Source organism: Janthinobacterium sp. CG_23.3, from assembly GCF_046115965.1.
Classification (GTDB): domain Bacteria; phylum Pseudomonadota; class Gammaproteobacteria; order Burkholderiales; family Burkholderiaceae_D; genus Janthinobacterium.
In genome coordinates, this window is the sequence record NZ_JBJXIB010000056.1 from 1 (window position 1) to 16,883 (window position 16,883).

A 16,883-nucleotide genomic window follows, 5' to 3' on the forward strand; every position below is an offset into this window, starting at 1 on the left:
CTACGCAAGCAAGGCCATGGCATGCTTGAGGTTCTGCTCCGGGCCTTCAACGGTAATCCTATCCCGCTTGCCGCATAGCGGCTGAACAGTCACTAAAGATTTTCATTATTTTCCTATAAGTATATGTATTTCACCGCAGAATGTGCGAGCGACAGATCGTTATTGCATTTTTTTATTGAATGTATTTAATTCCATGAAATGGAGAAGGATGAATGTGAGTTAAACGATGGGGCGGATGTGTTTTTCGGGATCTTCCAACTATCAGATTTGCCATGGATGAAATGTTACCATCGAATTAATTAGGCAATTGTTTGAATAGGAACGTAATGCCGTCTTTAATAATTCTTTTAAATTAAATGAAAGGGTGTTAAGAGTTTGTTCGGTGGGGTGAGTGGCGTTGCTATGCAAGGGGGCAAGTGCGCGAGCCGCGCAACCTCGGCACTGACCGCCATGGCCAGATTCCGGACATGCAGAACAGCCACATCGCGAGCTGGTTCAGCTTGGCTTCGCGTTCCTGGCCTATAGCGGGGCGCGGTAAATCAGACCTGGTTTCAACGTTGTCGAGTTGGAGACTGGAGCGGGGTTCGACCGGCGTGCGCGGCAAACCTGGAGGGGGTGTACGCTACTGCAAGCGCACCTTGGTGCGGGTTTTTTGCTGTGCGTAGTGGTAGGTATTGCTGTTTTACAAAAGAAATGATGATGCAAACTTGCCGCACGGATCGCCGCAGGGAGACGCCGAGCCTCCGGAGTATTTCCTTCCGACAGTGCCCGACGGTGCAAGTATCGAGCAAATCGAATTTGGCGTTGACGTCGCGCGACCTTGGGGCTGGCCTGAACCGGCCCCAAGCTTGTTTCCCGGCCGCTAGCCCAGGCCGGCGATGCGGGCGTTGCGCTCGCGTTCGAGGCGGGTGATGTAGCGCTGCACGTGGGCTAGCATCGGCCGCGGGATGTCGACGAACTGGCAGCCGAGCCGCCGGTTGAGCTTGTTATTCAGCAGCGTCATGTCCAGCGAGTTGCGGATTTGCAGCGTGGTGGTGACGGTGCCGACGTCCGGCAGCTCGATGCGGCAACCCGGGTATTCCTTGCCGATGGTGTCGCCCAGCATTAATTTGTTGTCCATGATGGCGATGCCGCCGCAACTGATGTCGGCCAGCGGGAACGGCGTGGCCGCGCCGCCCAGTTCCGCCGGCAGCGGGATGATGACGCGCACCGGGTTGCTGACCGGCGTGCCCATGCGGTAGTACTCGCGCCGCTGCAGGCGGATCAGGGTCAAAGGCAGCGCGATTTTCAGCGCCGCGCCGTTTTCGAACGTGCATTCCTGCACCTGCTCGCTGGAGAACAGGATGCGGATCTTGTCGAGCGTGGTCTCGAACGAGATGCCGTTGGCGACGACGATGCGGCGGTTTTGCTCCTGGTTGATGGAGCGGTCCAGGATCACCGTGTTTTGTTCCGCGTCGACTTCGAGGATCGAGGTGACGCAAACGTCCGACTCGCCGTGGATCAACATGCGGATTAGTTGTTTCTTTTCCGCTATGCCTCGCAGCAACGCAACGATTTCCTTGCGCGATTCGACTTCAAAGTCATGCCAGTTTTCGAGGCCGGAATCGATGTGGTGTGCTTGCATTGAGTGGTTCTGCCTATGGCTCGGTGAGTAGGGCGGCGGTGTCCGGCGCGGGCGGCGGCGCGGCGCCGCTGCTTTGTGCGCTTTCCACATGATATAACCAGGCCAGCAGTTCCGCAATCGCCCGGTACAGCGCCGGCGGAATTTGCCGGTCCAGGTCGATTTCCATCAGCAGCGCCACCAGCTCCTTCGATTCGTGCACGAACACGCCGTGCTCCTGCGCGCTGGCGATGATGTTGGCGGCGACCAGGCCGCTGCCCTTGGCGACGACGGTGGGCGCGCCGGCGTCGCGCTGGTAGGCCAGCGCGACGGCCGTCTGCAGGCCGCGCCGCGGCGCCTCATTGGGCATGGCCGGCTCCGTCGTCGGCGCCGATGGTGAGCGAACTGAGCGGCGAGCCGGCCGCCGCCATCGATGTTTCCAGCGCGTCCGCGTGCAGGCGCAGCGCGGCGGCGCTGCCGGCCGAGCCGGTGCTGACCTGGATATGCACCTGGTCGCCGACCAGCACCACCGAGGCGTTGACGTCGCCCAGCAGCGGAAAGCGGAAACGCACGCCGCTGCGCCAGGTGCGGGCCGCTTCGTCGCCGTCGCGCTCGCCGCGGCCGTCGTCGGGCGCGTCCTTGTGTACTTCCCACTCCATGGGCTGGCCCGGCCAGGCTTCGCCCTGCCATAACACGCGCGCCTGTTCGTGGGTGTGCAATTGCAAATTGATGAGCTGGGCAGCGGCCAGGTCGGTGCCGCCGGCCGCGCGCTCGGCCTGGGCCGCCTGCGACAGCTGCGCCATTTGCGGCTCGCGCAGCAAGTCTTGCAGCGGGCGTTTGCCGGCCGCCCATTCGGCCACGTGGGATTCATAGAACAGGCCGCTGGAGCCGAGCGCGTTGCGCAGGCTGTGCGCCAGCGCGGCCGGCGGCGCGTCCGGCGCCGCCATCAGCGGGCTGCCGCCGACGATGCCGAGCGGCGCGCCGGGCCGGCTTTCGGCCCGTTGCAAGATGCCGCTGATGGCGCGCGCGGCGCCGCTGAGCGCCGGCGCCGGCGCGCTCGGATCGAAGCCCGGCAACTGGTTCGACGGCGTCAGCGGGGCTTTGCTGAGCAGCACCGCGGCCAGGCTGGCCGGACGCGCCTGCTGGGCGGCCTGGGCTTGGGCCGCGGTCGTTGTTGCCTGGGGCGTTTGCGCCGCGGCGCCCTGCTGGGCGGCGCCCTGCTGGGCGGCGCCGCTCTGCCCGTGCGGCAAGGTGGCGTCGGCGTCGGGCGCTTCCGGTCCGGGGTCGGCGTAGGTCAGGGTGACGTTGCTGCTGGCGTCGCGGCCGCGGCCGATCTGGAAGGTCGGCCGTGGATCGAGCGCCACCAGCGTCAGCGGCACCTCGGCGCCGACCGGAAAGCCCGGCGGCAGCGTCATGCGCACCGGGCCGCCGGCGACGTTGACCAGCGAGCTGCCGTCGCCCAGGCGCGCCAGCACGGCGCCCTGCATCGACTGGCCCAGCAGCGCTTGCAGCGAACGCTGCAGGGCCAACTGGCGCGGCTCGCCGATCGATTCGACGGCGAGCGCGGCCCGCACGGCCGTTGGCGCGGCGATGCCGCTGGCGTCGAGCCGCTGCATGTTGCTCCCCCCCCGGTTTAGGTGGCGCCGTAGACGTTGGCCAGGCGCCGCTCGGTGCCGGTGCTGTGGATCAGCGCCGACAACTGGGCCATCCACGGCATGGTCAGGTCGCGGATCTTGCGGTCGTCGTCGAGCATTTTTTTGATGCAGTCGACTTTCGTCTGCCGGCTCTGGCCCTTCAGCGCCGGCGGCTCCTCGCCGTCCTTGAGCAATCGCACCTGGGCCGCGCAGCGCTGCTCCAGCTCGCCCAGCAAGTCCCAGTCGGCGTCGCTGGCGGCCCGTACCATTTGCTCGGTCAGATCGACCATCGATTCATATATTGCTAACACTTCTTGGCTGGTCATTGGCTCAGGCGCTCGCAAGGATGGACGCGTTGGCGGGCGCCAGCGCGGCCGGTTGCACGGCGGGCGCGTTGCCGATGGCGTTCCAGGCGTCGCGCAAATCGCTCAGCAACAATTGCACTTCCTCCAGCTTGTCGCTGCGGTTTTGCAGATTCGCCTCCAGCAGCAGCTTGCCCATGTAGTCGTACAACGCGTCCAGGCTTTCGGCGATGTCGCCGCCGGCCTTCTTGTCCAGGCTGGCGCGCAGGCCGCTGCCGATGATCAGCATGGCCTTGGAAATGGCGGCGCCCTTTTCGGCGATGTTACCGGCCTTCATGTGCATCTGGGCGCTGACCACCGCCACCAGCGCGCCGTCGAACAGCATGACTACCAGCTTGTGCGGCGTGGCGGCAACGACTCCCGTCTCCAGTCCCACTTTGGCGTACGCGTCGACGCCGCGTTGCATGGTTCCAAACATCATCTTCTCCTGGTTGTTGCCTAAATAATCAATGATTCCGCGATCGGGCGCCGGGGACCGCTTGCGCACGCTTGTTGCTCGCCAGGCCCCCAATATAAGTCATTATCGGCAGAATCAATTAAGACTTGAGAGGGGCGATTAGGCTTCAGTTTCGCGCATCCGCCGCGGGCCGCCGCCCGGAGGGGGGGGGCTGGAGCCGCGCCGCCCCCGGCCGGGTGCCTGGCGCACCCGGCATATATATGGCGTCATGCATCGCGGGGCGTAGCGGCGTTCCCACGGCATCGGTAACTATTGCCTTGTACCATTTTATTTTTTAAAAAGCCTTCAGTTTTCGCGGGGTGTTCCGTTAATGAATTAACTGCGGTGAACAAGCGAACTGATTCACGAAGTCGCCGCCCTTACCGTATCATCCACAAGCCAACCGGAGAAATACCATGAGCATCATCAACACCAACATGGCGTCGCTGAACGCCCAACGCAATCTGAAATCGTCGGGCAATGACTTGAACTCGTCGCTGCAGCGCCTGTCTTCCGGTATGCGCGTCAACAGCGCCAAGGATGATGCCGCCGGCCTGTCGATTGCTTCCAAGATGGATTCGCAGATCCGCGGCATGAACCAGGCCATCCGCAACGCCAACGACGGCATTTCGCGGGTCCAGACCGCCGACGGCGCGCTGCAAAACACCACCGACGCGTTGCAGCGTATGCGTGAACTGGCGGTGCAGGGTGCGAATGAAACCAACGGCACGGCCGAGTGGGCCAATATCAACACGGAGATGCAGGCGCTGAACACCGAGGTGGCGCGTATCAAATCCGACACCAAGTTCAACGGCACCGCCGTGCTCCTCGGGGACACCACCGACATCCAGGTCGGCGCCGATTCGGGCCAGAAGATCACCATCACCTCGAACGAAGTTGTCGATGTCGTCATCGCCCCCATCACGGACGCGGCCTCGGCGCTGGCCGCGCTGGGCCAGATCGACATTACCTTGGCAGCGGTCAACACCGAGCGCGCCAACCTGGGTACGGTGCAAAACCGCATGGGTTACGCGATCAGCAACCTGCAAAGCTCGGTCGAGAACCAGTCGTCGGCGAAAAGCCGCATCATGGACACCGACTTCGCGGCGGAAACGGGCAAACTGACCCGCGCCCAGATCCTGCAACAGGCCGGCACGGCGATGCTGGCCCAGGCCAACACGGTGCCGAACGGCGTCATGGCCCTGCTGCGCGGCTAATCGCCCAAATGGCGCTTTCGTAAGCGAAGGCAGTGTTGTATTCTTGAGGGAGCGGATGAAAATGTTGGATTCGCGCGTTGGATCAAAAAAGCCCGGCGCGCGAAGACATCTTTTTATACCCACACAAGTGTGCATAACACTGCATTAGGTCCGCGGGGGGGGGGGGGGGGGGGCCCCCCGCCCCGCGCCTCCCAAAAAACCAGATCCCCCCCCTCCCCCACCCCTCCCAACCGCCACACCCCACACCCCCAACCACCCCTCCTCCCCCCCCCCCCCACAGTATGCTCCTCGCCTTCCCCCCCCCCCCCCCCCCTCCCCCCCCCCCCCCCCCCCCCCCCGCGTCCGACTAAGGAGTATCCGTCATGCTGTCATCAATTAATGGTAACGCCGCCGCCCCGGCCGCGGCACCGCCCCCCCCGCCGCCCCAGGCCGGCAGCGCCGCGCCCGCGCCGCCGCTTGAGCGGGCCGCGCCCGCGCCCGCGCCCGCGCCGGCCAGGAGGGATACGCAACCGTCCGGCCGCGAGATGGAGGACGCCGTCAAGTCGCTCAACGAGTTCACCGGCCAGACGGCGCAGAACGTGCAGTTTTCGATCGACCAGGACAGCGGCAAGACCGTGGTCAAGGTGATCGACACGCAGACGCAGGAAGTATTGCGCCAGATTCCCAACGCCGAGGCGCTGTCGATTTCGCGCTCGCTGAATAAATTGCAGGGTTTGTTAATCCGCGACAAGGCGTAAGCGCGCGGGTACGCCGCCGCGGCCGCTTTGCCGGCCGGCCCGCCTCACAGGAGAATGAAATGGGTATTTCCGTTACCGGGGTTGGTTCCAACCTCGACGTCAACAACATCGTCTCCCAGTTGATGGCGTCCGAGAACGCGCCGCTGAACCTGCTGAAAGCCAAGGAAACCACGTTCAACGCCAAGCTGTCGGCCTACGGCACGATCCAGTCGGCGCTGTCGACCTTCCAGAGCGCGCTCAAGGCGCTCAGCACCGGCGCCCTGAACGCGCAAACGGCCACCAGCAGCAACTCCACCGTCCTCACCGCCAGCGCCGGCAGCACCGCAGTCGCCGGCACCTATTCGATCGAGGTCACCCAGTTGGCGCAGCGCCACAAGCTGTCGGCCGCCAACGGCCTGGCCAGCACCACCGCGGCGCTGGGCTCGGGCACGATGTCGATCCAGATCGGCTCCAAGCCGGCCGTCGTCATCCCGACCGCCGACTATTCGCTGCAGGGCTTGAGCAACGCGATCAACGCGGCCGGCGCCGGCGTCAGCGCGACCATCGTCAACGACGGCAGCACCAACCGCCTGGTCGTCACCGCCACCGACAGCGGCGCGGCCAACGCCATCACCATCACCACCGACGGCGGCCTGTCGCAGTTCGCCACGAGCGACCCGAACATGACGGTGCAGCAGGTGCCGCTGGACGCCACGCTGAAGATCGACAATATCCTCGTCACCAAGCCGTCGAACACGATCACCGACGCCGTCACCGGGCTGACGCTGAACCTGGTCGCGACGAATATCGGCAGCACCGTCAAGGTGGCCGTGGCGCGCGACCCGGCGGCGATGAAAACGGCGGTCACCGGTTTCGTCGAGGCCTACAACGCGCTCAGCGCCAGCGTCACCAAACTGACCGCCTTCGACGCCGCCGCCAAGAAGGGCGCGGTGCTGGTGGGCGACGCCGGCGCCAATTCGATCATGGTGGCCTTGCGCAAGGAGATGGGAACGGCCAGCAGCGGCGGCACGCTGACGCGCCTGTCGGACATCGGCGTCTCCTTTCAGCGCGACGGCAAACTGACGGTGGACGACAAGAAATTGACCACGGCCTTGAGCGGAAACGTCACCGACATGGTGCAGTTGTTCACCTCGACCAGCGGCTATGGCACCAGACTGAACGCTCTGGCCACGGAGATGCTGTCGAGCAGCGGGGTGATCAAGACGCGCCAGGAGGGGTTGAAGGAAACGATCAAAGGCATCACCGACGACCAGCTCGACATGCAGGACCATTTGGCGGCGGTGGAAAAACGCTACCGCAAGCAGTTTTCGACGCTCGACTCGACCATGAGCAGCCTGAACGGTACGCGCGACTTCCTGACGCAGCAACTGGCGGCGATCGCCAATAACTACTAGGCGCGACCCAACCGGGGCCGCCGCCTCAGTCGGCGGTGACGACGCGGTTCTTGCCGGTCTGCTTGGCCTGGTACATGGCGCGGTCGGCGCGTTTGACCAGCTCGGACTGGTCCTCGTTGGGGCGGCGCAGCGCGACCCCGGCCGAAAACGTGATCAACACCTTTTCGTTCTCGTGCAGGAAGAAATGCTTGGTCAGTTCGCGTTGCAGCCGCGTCATGGTCGAGGCCGCGGCTTCGACCGTGGTTTCCGGCAGCAGGATCAGGAATTCCTCGCCGCCGAAGCGGGCGATCACATCCATCGAACGCAGCGTGTCCTTGACGATCTTCACCAGGTGCTTCAGGGCGGCGTCGCCGGCCAGGTGGCCGTAGGTGTCGTTGAGGCGCTTGAAATCGTCCAGGTCGAGCATGGCGACGCACAGCGGCGTGCCGCGGCGGTCCGAGCGCGCCGTTTCGCGCTCGAACACGTCGTCCAGGCCGCGCCGGTTCAGGCTGCCCGTCAACTGGTCTTCCCGCACCAGTTCGCTCATGTGCTGCAACTTCGCCTCCAGCGTGTGGATGCGCATCTCGGCGTCCTGCACCTCTTGGCGCGCCAGCACCATCTTGTCGCGCGCGCGCAGCGCCTCGGTCTGCACCACGCGGGTTTCGCGCAGCACCTCGTCGAGGATGTGGTTGAGTTCGACGATGTTGTCGCCCTTGCTGATCTTGTCCGAATAGCCGCCGATCTTTTCGTGGAAGTCTCCGGTGCTGGCGGCGACCTGGCTGAGGCGGTCGATGAAGGTCATCATCATGTTCTTCACCGTCAACTTGACGTCCGCCAAGCTGTGCTTGAGCTGGCTCTGCTTGTAGATCACTTCCTTCAGGCTGCGCGTGGCGTCTTCCAGCGCGCGCTGGTCGAGCGGGCCGGAGATCAAGTTTTGCACCGCGTCGATCTGGCCGCGCAGCCAGCTGTCGTCGTCGAGCAGCTCGCTGACGTTTTCCAGCAGCAGTTTGAACAGGCGCAGCAGCAATTCCTGCTGTTCCGCCGTGTCGCCGCTTTTCAGCTCGATCTGGTAGCACAACTGCTTCAGGCGCACGGCGATTTCGTTGAGTGCCTCGTCGGTGTGGGCTTGCTTGATGGCGTTGCCCAGCGATTCGGATTCCTGCACCAGCGCCGGCGCGCCGCTCAGCAGCGAGGCGACGGCGAAGCTCAAGGTGCGGCTGAGCAGCTCGCGCAGCTGGCGGCTTTGCTCGCCCTCGGGCGCGGCGGCCGTTTCGATGCCGACGCCCTTGCGCAGGTGCCGGTCGGCGAGTTGCGCCAGCGCCTTGGCGTAGCCGTCCCAGTCGCGCGCCTTGACGGCGCGGTTGAAGCGGCGGCCGAACTCGGCCAGTTCGCCGACGTTCTCGCCGAGCTTGACGGCGAAACCGTTCAGCACGCCGGCGGCGCCGTCGTCGGCCGCCATCGGGGCGCTGGCCGCCACCACGGCGGCCGGTTCGGGCTCGTCGCTGACGCCGGCGATTTCGTTGTAGATTTCGCGGTAGGCTTGCGGCGTCGGCGCGATGCGCCGCGTGGCCAGGCGGCGGAACGCCTCGCGCGCGATGTCGGCCGGATTTTGCGCCGCCGCCGCGGTGGCGCCGGCGAGGGCGGCGGAAGGGGGAAGGGGTTTGCTCGACATGGTGCGCACGGCCTCTATATGGGATTGCTGACTGCCTCTATGATATGCCAAGCGGCGGCGCGCCAATGGCAGAATTAGCGGCTGGAAGGCATCTTACTTTGCGGCATCAGTTTGCCCGCCGCCCGCCGGCGCGCCTACTCGACCAATTGGTTCTTGATCGCGTAATGGGTCAGCTCGGCGCTGTTTTTCAGCTTCATCTTCAGCAGCAGGCGGGCGCGGTATTCGCTGACGGTCTTCACCGACAGCGACAGTTCCTGGGCGATCGCGCCCACCGTCTTGCCCGAGGCGATCATCGTCAGCGTCTGGTATTCGCGGTCCGACAACGTGTCGTGCAGCGGCGTGGCGTGGTCCTCGCCGACGCTGTTGGCCAGTTCCTGCGCCAGCGCGGCGCTGATGTACTTCAAGCCGCCGGCGACCTGGCGGATCGCCGTGACCAGCTCGCGCGGCGCGCTCTGCTTGGTCAGGTAGCCGGCCGCGCCGGCCTTCAGCGAGCGGATCGCGTACTGGTCCTCGCGGTGCATCGACAGCATCAGCACGGCCATTTCCGGGCGCTCCTTCTTGATCTGCTTGAGCACGTCGATGCCGCTGCGGTCGGGCAGCGAGATGTCGAGCAGCACCACCTGGCAGTCGGCGGCGCGGAACAGCTTGACGGCGTCGAGGCCGTTTTCGGCCTCGCCGGCGACGACGATGTCGCCGGTCTCGGCGAGGATTTGCTTCAAGCCTTCGCGCACGATCGCGTGGTCGTCGGCGATGAAGACCTTGATGGTGGGCGTTTCTGTCATGGGGTCGTCATTCTTGTTCGTATTGATACTATTACGGTTAAACCGGCGGCGCGCTGTTGCCGCTGGCCGGCGCGGCGGCGGCAGCCGCTATTATCGTCGCCCTTGGCGTGGCCAGCTTGATTTTGATGGCGACGACGGTGCCGCCGCCGGCCGCGTGGCTCAGCGTCAGCGTGCCGCCCAGCGCGTTGGCGCGTTCGGCCATGCCGCGGATGCCGAACGATTTCGGCTTGGCGCGGTCGGCCTGCCAGATGCCGCCGCCATTGTCGGTAATTTTCAGGCTGATGTGGTGGCGCAGCCGCGCCAGGCGCACCGTCACGCGGCTGGCGTTGGCGTGCTTGGCGATGTTGGTCAGCGCCTCCTGGAAGATGCGGAACAAGGCGGTGGCCTGGTCGAGGTCGAGTTCGATCTCCTTCTGGTTCGAGGCGAAATGGCAGGGCAGCCCGGCCTGGGTTTCGAACTCCTTGCTTTGCCATTCGAGCGCGGCGACGATGCCCAGGTCCAGCATCGACGGGCGCAGGTCGAGCGATATGCGGTGCACCGCGTCGATGCTGCGGTCGACCAGCTGGTCGAGGTAGGCCGCCTTGGCCGCCAGGTCGGGGTCGCCGGGCAGGCGCTTGGCCAGCATCGCCAGCGCCATCTTGATGGCCGTCAGGTTGCCGCCCAGGTCGTCGTGGATCTCGCGCGCGATGCGCGTGCGCTCCTGCTCCTTGACGCGGTCGGCGTGGGCGCTCAGCTCGGCCAGGCGGGCGCGCGAGCGCTGCACCTCGAGCTGTTCCAGGCGGCTCTCGGTGATGTTGGTCATGATGCCCTCCCACTGCACGGCGTCGGCGCCGGCGCGCGGACTCGAGCGCAGGTTGATCCATTTCACGTCCTTCCAGGCGTCGACCCAGATGCGGCCCTCCCAGTTCCAGCTCCACAGCGAGGCGCGCGACGCTTGCATCGAATCGAGGTAGGACTTGCGGTCGTCGACCAGGATCAGTTCGAGGAACAACTCGGGGCGCCGCTGCAGCTCGGCCGCGGTCAGGCCCAGCAGCGCCTGGCAGCCGTCGCTGAGGTAGGGGAAGGCGACGGCGCCGTCGGCGCCCAGGCGGAACTGGTAGACCAGGCCGGGCGTGTTCGAGACGATGGCGTTGAAATGCGACTGCACCTGTTCGAGCGCGGCGGCGCTGGCCCGCGGCGCGCTCATGTCCTCGCCGATGGCGATCAACAGGGCCTGGCCGTCGCGGTCGGCGCGCAGCAGGCGCAGTGTCAGCGGATACAGCGTGCCGTCGCGGCGGCGGTGCTCGGTGTGCAGGTTGACCTGGGCGCCGATGGCGTGGCCGAGGCCGGCCAGCAGCGCGCCGAACTGGACCCGCGTCAATTGCGGCGCCAGCGTGAACGGCGTCATCGCCGCCAGCGCGGCCGCGTCGTATTGCAAGTTGGCGCGGGCGGCGGCGTTGACGTCGACGAACTGCAGCGTGGCCGCGTCGATCAGGTAAATCTCGGACGGCGAGCCCTGCATCACGGCGGCCAGGCAGGGCGTGTCGTGCGGGGCGGCGGCGCTGGGGCGCTTCGGTTTGCTCATGGGAAGGGGGGAAGTCGACGGTTAAGGACGGCGGCGGGCGCGCCAGAAGGCGGCGAAGCGGCGCAGCACGCGCGCCGGCCGGGCGCTCAGGCGGCCGGCGCGGGCGCGGCGGGCGGCCCACCAGTTGCGCCGCGCCGCGCCCAGCAGGGCGGCCAGGCCGTCGACCCGGCGCCAGGCGCGGGTGGCGCGCAGGCGGCCGATCCAGTCGTTCTTGACGGCGATGAACTTGCCGTGCCAGCGCGCGAACCAGGGCAGCGACAGCAGCGCCGGCCGGGTCAGGCCGTACAGGCGCGCCACGGCGGCCGCGCCGGCCAGCTTGGCGACGACGATCACGCACACGCCCGAGAACGGATGGCCGCGGGCGATCGCCAGCAGCGCTAGCAGCTTGACCGGGAACAGCAGCACCGCCGGCAGCGCGAACACCGCCAGCGCCCAGTAGGGCGGCAGGCGGGCGATGCCGCTTTCAAGCGCGCGCAGCGGCGGGAACTGGGCGACCCAGCGCATCAGGCGCGCGCCGACGTCCCACAAGCACTCCTCGAACAGAAGGCAGAGCGCGGCCAGGTAGACCAGCGGCGCGAACAGCCAGCGGCGCCATGTGTAAAATCGTTTCATCGGTCTTCGGGTTAGGTGCCACGCGGCGTTGCGTGTTTCTCGGATGATACGTGAAAAAGTCGCCATGTTGCCGCAAACGCGTGCGCGCGCGCGGCGCCAGTGCCGCTACAATGGTCGGCATGAACAAAGCATTTGTAAAAGAGTCGGACCACGACGATGACGACGAAGCCGCCGCGCTGGCGCTGGCGATCCCGCTTGGCGCGAAGAATTACATCACGCCGGCCGGCTACCAGCGCATCAAGGACGAACTGCTGCGCCTGATCGACGTCGACCGGCCCGAAGTGGTGAAGATCGTGCATTGGGCGGCGTCGAACGGCGACCGCTCGGAAAACGGCGACTACATCTACGGCAAGCGGCGCCTGCGCGAGATCGACCGGCGCATCCGCTTCCTGACCAAGCGCATGGACCTGGCGGCCATCGTCGACCCCAGCGTGCACCACGGCGGCGACCAGGTCTTCTTCGGCGCCACCGTCACCTACCGCAACGGCGCCGGCGAGACGCACACCATCACGATTGTCGGCATCGACGAACTGGACCCGCTGAACGGCAAAATCAGCTGGGTCTCGCCGGTGGCGCGGGCCATCACCAAGGCGCGCGAGGGCGACCTGGTAACGTTGACCACGCCGCACGGCGCCGAAGAACTCGAATTGCTGGCGGTGCGCTACCCGGCGCCCGCGCCCGACTGAGCGCACAAATCGTGGTCTGTCCCCGGTCTTAATGGCGCGCTCGTTGCGCGTTATCAGGTGAGGGACGTGGGCCTCTGTTAACTTGGAAATGTGTTCAAGTTGGAGGACTGCCATGCCGCGCCGCGCCCGCCTCGTTTTGCCTAACGTTCCCTTGCATCTGATTCAACGTGGAAATAACAGGCAAGCGTGTTTTTTTGCCGATGCCGATTACCGCGTCTACCTGGCGTGGCTGGCCGAACACGCCGACGCGAACGGTTGTCGCGTGCATGCCTATGTATTGATGAGTAATCACGTGCATTTGTTGATTTCCGTAGACGAGGCGGGATCGCCTGGTGCGCTGATGAAGGCCCTGGGTCAGCAATATGTGCAGTACGTCAACCGCCGCTACGGACGCAGCGGAACGCTGTGGGAAGGGCGTTTCCGCTCCTGCCTGATACAGCAGGAAATGTATCTATTGATATGCCAGCGCTATATTGAACTCAATCCCGTGCGCGCGGGTATGGTGCAGGAACCGGCCCAGTACCAATGGTCCAGCTATCGCGGCAACGCCGAAGGATGCGCCGACCCGATTTTGCGTCCCCATCCCCTGTATAGCGGCATGGCTGAGGATGCCGGCGAAAGGCAGCGGGTCTATCGTTCACTGTTTGATGACGCGCTGGCGCCGGAGCGCGTCAATGCCTTGCGCAAGGCGACAAACGGCAATTTCGCGCTCGGCGACCTGGCATTCACCGAACAGGCCGCCGCGGCGCTGGGCAGAAGGGTGGTGCCGGATACGCCAGGGCGGCCGCCAAAAACAAAGTAAGGGGACAGACCACGATTTCCGGGAAAGCAAAGTAAGGGGACAGACCACGATTTCCGGGAAAGTATTTCCCGGAAATCGTGGTCTGTCCCCGGTGTGGCGCTAGCTGCGTTCGCGCAGGATGCGGTTGACGCCGCTGACGCGGCGCACGTTGCGCAGCAGTCCCGCCAGGTGCACGCGGTCCTTGACTTGCACCGTGAAGCGCAACTGGTGCAGCACGTGTTCCTTGTCCTCGTCCATGCCGACGTAGGTGATGTTGGCGTCGGATTCGCCGATTTCGGCCGCCACGCGCGCCAAAATGCCTTTTTCGTTGTTGATCAGCAGCTTGATGCGGCAGTCGAAGCGGCGGTTCAGTTCCAGGCCCCAGCGCACGGCGATCCAGCGGTCCGGCTCCTTGACGCGCTGGCGCTTGGCCAGGCTGCAGTCGCTGGTGTGCACCAGCAAGCCCTGGTCGCGCCGCAACTGGCCGATGATCTGGTCGCCCGGGATCGGCAGGCAACACGGCGCCAGTTGCACCGACACGCCCTCGCTGCCGCAAATGGTCACCGGGTCGAGTTCGGCCGCGCTGTTGTGGTCGATCGGCGCGCTGGCCGATTCGCCGCCCATCAGGCCGAACAGGTGGCGCGCCACCAGCGCCGCCATGCGCTTGCCGATGCCGATGTCGGCGTGCAGCTCGTCGAGCGATTTGGCGCTCGATTCATTGAGCAGGCGCTCGACCAGCAGCGCCGGCAGCTCCGGATGGATGCTCAGGTTGAGCAGCGCCTGGGCCAGCAACTGTTGCCCCAGCACGATCGATTCGGGCAGGTTGATGGTGCGCAGGTGGTGGCGGATGGCCGAGCGGGCCTTGCCGGTGCGCACGAACGACAGCCAGGTCGGGCTGGGCCGCGACGACGCGTCGGTGACGATCTCGACGATGTCGCCGTTGCGCAGTTCGGTGCGCAGCGGCGCCGTTTCGTTGTTGATCTTCACCGACACCGTATGGTCGCCGATGCCGGTGTGGATCGAATAGGCAAAGTCGACCGCCGTGGCGCCGCGCGGCAGCGCGATGATCTTCGACTTCGGCGTGAACACGTAGACCGAGTCGGGGAACAGGTCGACCTTGACGTGTTCCAGGAACTCGGCCGAGTCGCCGGTCTGCTGCTGGATGTCGAGCAGCGACTGCAGCCAGGCGTGGGTGCGCTGCTGCAGGTCCGACAGGTTCGAGTCGCCGTTCTTGTACAACCAGTGCGCCGCCACGCCGGACTCGGCGGTGCGGTGCATTTCCTGGGTGCGGATCTGGAATTCGACCGGCGTGCCGTACGGGCCGATCAGCGTGGTGTGCAGCGACTGGTAGCCGTTGAGCTTGCGGATCGCGATGTAGTCCTTGAACTTGCCCGGCATCGGCTTGTACAGGCTGTGCAGCGTGCCCAGCGCAACATAGCAGTTCGGGAAGCTGTCGACGACGACGCGAAAGCCGTACACGTCGAGCACCTGGGAAAACGACAGGCGCTTGCTGCGCATTTTCTTGTAGATGCCGTACAGGGTCTTTTCGCGGCCGTACACCTCGGCTTCGATCTCGGCCATCGACAGCGTGTTCTTGACCGATTCGAGGATTTTCTTGACCACTTCGCGGCGGTTGCCGCGCGCCGCCTTGACCGCCTTGGCCAGCGTGCGGTAGCGCAGCGGGTACAGGTGCGAGAACGACAGGTCCTGCAGCTCGCGGTAGATGTTGTTGAGGCCGAGGCGGTGGGCGATCGGCACGTACACTTCCATCGTCTCGCTGGCGATGCGGCGCTTCTTGGCCGGCGCCATCACCTCGAGGGTGCGCATATTGTGCAGGCGGTCGGCCAGCTTGATCAGGATCACCCGCACGTCGCTGGCCATGGCCAGCAGCATCTTGCGGAAATTTTCCGCCTGGGCTTCGATCTGGCTCTGGAACTCGATCTTTTCCAGCTTCGACAGGCCGTCGACGAGGCTGGCGACCGGGGCGCCGAAGCGCTCGACCAGCTCGTCCTTCTTGACGTCCTGGTCCTCCATCACGTCGTGCAGCAGCGCCGCCATGATGGCCTGGGCGTCGAGCTTCCAGTCGGCGCAGATTTCGGCCACCGCGATCGGGTGGGAAATATACGGTTCGCCCGAGCGGCGCACCTGGCCCAGGTGCATCTCGTCGGAGAAGCGGTAGGCCTCCTTGACCTTCTTCAGCTCGGCCGGGCTGAGGTATTCGCCGAGCTTTTCGGCCAGGTGGCTGATAGAGGCGACCCCGGCCGGCAGCACCGGCGGCGCCGACGGCGCGGACGTGGCAATGCCGGACGCGTTGGCGCCCGGCACTTTCGCCGCCGGGCGCGGGGCCAGGGCGGACGGTCCCGCTGAAGTCGTGTCGGCTGGAGTCGGGGTCATAAAGCTGTGCGTTCCGTCGCAGGGTGAAGAAAAGGGTACTGGAAAACCTGAGTCAGCACGGTGCGGGTACGCCGGTCCCCAATTACATCGGGACCTTTTTCAGCATTTCGATGCCAACCTTGCCGGCCGCGATTTCGCGCAGCGCGACCACGGTTGGCTTGTCTTTCGCGTCAACCTTCGGGGTGTGGCCTTGCAGCAATTGACGGGCGCGATAGGTCGCGGCCAGCGTCAGTTGAAAGCGGTTCGGGATATTCTTGAGGCAATCTTCAATTGTGATACGGGCCATCTTAACTCCTAATAATGCGACTGGTGGCGGTGCTGTTGCGGTGCTAATGCTATTCCGCGTGGATGCCCAACTGGGCGAAGAGCGATGCGTTGCGCGCCGCTTGTTGCGCAAACCGGCAACGGGTTGCTCTCACGATCGCCGTCAATTCCGACAAGGCGACCGTAAACTCTTCATTAATAATAACATATTCGAACTCCGGAGCGTGGGCGATTTCGCCGCCGGCCGCCAGCAGGCGCCGCGCGATGACGTGCTGGCTGTCCTGGCCGCGCTTGTTCAAGCGCTCTTCCAGCGCGTCGATCGACGGCGGCAAAATGAAGATGCCGGCGGTGCGCGGGAACTGTTTGCGCACCTGGCGCGCGCCCTGCCAGTCGATTTCCAGCAGGATGTCGGTGCCGGCCGCCATCTCTTTTTCGACCAGGATGCGCGAGGTGCCGTAGTAGTTGCCGTGCACTTCGGCCCATTCGAGGAACTCGCCGGCGCCGGCGCGCGCGACGAAATCCTCGGCGCTGGTGAAGTAATACTCGCGGCCGTGCTCCTCGCCCGGGCGGGGCGCGCGGGTGGTGGTCGAGATCGACAGCTGGATGGTCGGCTCTTGCTGGAGCAAGGCGTTGACCAGCGTCGATTTGCCGGCGCCGGACGGCGCGACGACCATGAACAGGCTGCCGGATAGGGCGGTGGATTGGCTCATGCTGATCTTCCTCGGACGATGTTGGCTGGGGCGGGCCGCGCGCACGCGTCGCCCAAAGG

Annotated in this window: 17 protein-coding genes; 5 read left to right on the forward strand and 12 right to left on the reverse strand. The window is 65.3% G+C overall.

Going from position 1 to position 16,883, the window contains the following annotated elements:
- Positions 1–862 precede the first annotated feature (862 nt).
- The 5 genes from ACFDR9_RS14475 to fliS are packed head-to-tail and all read right to left on the reverse strand — an operon-like array spanning position 863 to position 4,014.
- Positions 863–1,624: a flagellar brake protein gene (locus tag ACFDR9_RS14475; protein WP_017878935.1), complete on the reverse strand. Its 762-nt coding sequence runs from the start codon at positions 1,622–1,624 to the stop codon at positions 863–865.
- Between the two features lie 13 nt (positions 1,625–1,637).
- Positions 1,638–1,970 carry an EscU/YscU/HrcU family type III secretion system export apparatus switch protein gene (locus ACFDR9_RS14480; RefSeq protein WP_409031438.1) on the reverse strand — a complete coding sequence of 111 codons (333 nt, stop codon included), beginning with the start codon at positions 1,968–1,970 and terminating at the stop codon, positions 1,638–1,640.
- On the reverse strand, positions 1,960–3,216 hold the full coding sequence (locus tag ACFDR9_RS14485) for a flagellar hook-length control protein FliK (RefSeq protein WP_017878937.1): 1,257 nt from the start codon (positions 3,214–3,216) through the stop codon (positions 1,960–1,962). The genes ACFDR9_RS14480 and ACFDR9_RS14485 overlap by 11 nt, the downstream gene beginning before the upstream one ends.
- A gap of 17 nt (positions 3,217–3,233) precedes the next feature.
- On the reverse strand, positions 3,234–3,560 hold the full coding sequence (locus ACFDR9_RS14490) for a flagellar protein FliT (protein WP_035787919.1): 327 nt from the start codon (positions 3,558–3,560) through the stop codon (positions 3,234–3,236).
- A 4-nt stretch (positions 3,561–3,564) separates the two neighbouring features.
- Positions 3,565–4,014: a flagellar export chaperone FliS gene (gene fliS / locus ACFDR9_RS14495; protein ID WP_035788971.1), complete on the reverse strand. Its 450-nt coding sequence runs from the start codon at positions 4,012–4,014 to the stop codon at positions 3,565–3,567.
- Positions 4,015–4,448: 434 nt separating this feature from the next.
- On the opposite strand from fliS, the gene ACFDR9_RS14500 reads away from it, so the two are divergent.
- The 3 genes from ACFDR9_RS14500 (at position 4,449) to fliD (ending at position 7,380) form a co-directional block, all read left to right on the forward strand.
- Positions 4,449–5,249 (forward strand): flagellin, encoded by an 801-nt coding sequence (locus ACFDR9_RS14500; protein ID WP_017878940.1) that lies wholly within the window; start codon positions 4,449–4,451, stop codon positions 5,247–5,249.
- A 362-nt stretch (positions 5,250–5,611) separates the two neighbouring features.
- Positions 5,612–5,986 (forward strand): flagellar protein FlaG, encoded by a 375-nt coding sequence (locus tag ACFDR9_RS14505; RefSeq protein ID WP_409031439.1) that lies wholly within the window; start codon positions 5,612–5,614, stop codon positions 5,984–5,986.
- A 59-nt stretch (positions 5,987–6,045) separates the two neighbouring features.
- Entirely contained in the window at positions 6,046–7,380 is a 1,335-nt protein-coding gene (fliD, locus tag ACFDR9_RS14510) for a flagellar filament capping protein FliD (protein WP_017878942.1), read from the forward strand.
- Positions 7,381–7,405: 25 nt separating this feature from the next.
- On the opposite strand, the gene ACFDR9_RS14515 is transcribed toward fliD, so the two are convergent.
- The 4 genes from ACFDR9_RS14515 to ACFDR9_RS14530 all read right to left on the reverse strand — a co-directional run bounded on the left by ACFDR9_RS14515 (position 7,406) and on the right by ACFDR9_RS14530 (position 11,989).
- On the reverse strand, positions 7,406–9,031 hold the full coding sequence (locus ACFDR9_RS14515) for a GGDEF domain-containing protein (protein ID WP_409031440.1): 1,626 nt from the start codon (positions 9,029–9,031) through the stop codon (positions 7,406–7,408).
- Between the two features lie 134 nt (positions 9,032–9,165).
- Complete coding sequence (locus tag ACFDR9_RS14520; protein ID WP_017878944.1) at positions 9,166–9,813, reverse strand: response regulator transcription factor; 648 nt, start codon at positions 9,811–9,813, stop codon at positions 9,166–9,168.
- Between the two features lie 37 nt (positions 9,814–9,850).
- Complete coding sequence (locus ACFDR9_RS14525) at positions 9,851–11,377, reverse strand: histidine kinase (protein ID WP_017878945.1); 1,527 nt, start codon at positions 11,375–11,377, stop codon at positions 9,851–9,853.
- 21 nt (positions 11,378–11,398) lie between these two features.
- The gene (locus ACFDR9_RS14530; RefSeq protein ID WP_409031441.1) at positions 11,399–11,989 is read right to left on the reverse strand and encodes a hypothetical protein; all 591 of its coding nucleotides are present in this window, start codon (positions 11,987–11,989) and stop codon (positions 11,399–11,401) included.
- A gap of 119 nt (positions 11,990–12,108) precedes the next feature.
- Here ACFDR9_RS14530 and greB point away from each other — a divergent pair, with 119 nt between their 5' ends.
- Positions 12,109–12,675, forward strand: a complete 567-nt coding sequence (gene greB, locus ACFDR9_RS14535) for a transcription elongation factor GreB (protein ID WP_409031442.1) — start codon at positions 12,109–12,111, stop codon at positions 12,673–12,675.
- A gap of 112 nt (positions 12,676–12,787) precedes the next feature.
- Positions 12,788–13,477 carry a transposase gene (locus tag ACFDR9_RS14540; RefSeq protein WP_026133419.1) on the forward strand — a complete coding sequence of 230 codons (690 nt, stop codon included), beginning with the start codon at positions 12,788–12,790 and terminating at the stop codon, positions 13,475–13,477.
- Positions 13,478–13,576: 99 nt separating this feature from the next.
- Here ACFDR9_RS14540 and ACFDR9_RS14545 read toward each other — a convergent pair whose 3' ends face one another.
- The 3 genes from ACFDR9_RS14545 to gmk form a co-directional block, all read right to left on the reverse strand.
- The gene (locus ACFDR9_RS14545; RefSeq protein WP_026133420.1) at positions 13,577–15,850 is read right to left on the reverse strand and encodes a bifunctional (p)ppGpp synthetase/guanosine-3',5'-bis(diphosphate) 3'-pyrophosphohydrolase; all 2,274 of its coding nucleotides are present in this window, start codon (positions 15,848–15,850) and stop codon (positions 13,577–13,579) included.
- Between the two features lie 82 nt (positions 15,851–15,932).
- Positions 15,933–16,136, reverse strand: a complete 204-nt coding sequence (gene rpoZ, locus ACFDR9_RS14550) for a DNA-directed RNA polymerase subunit omega (RefSeq protein WP_017878950.1) — start codon at positions 16,134–16,136, stop codon at positions 15,933–15,935.
- Positions 16,137–16,185: 49 nt separating this feature from the next.
- Complete coding sequence (gene gmk / locus ACFDR9_RS14555) at positions 16,186–16,824, reverse strand: guanylate kinase (RefSeq protein ID WP_017878951.1); 639 nt, start codon at positions 16,822–16,824, stop codon at positions 16,186–16,188.
- Between the last annotated feature and the right edge of the window lie 59 nt (positions 16,825–16,883).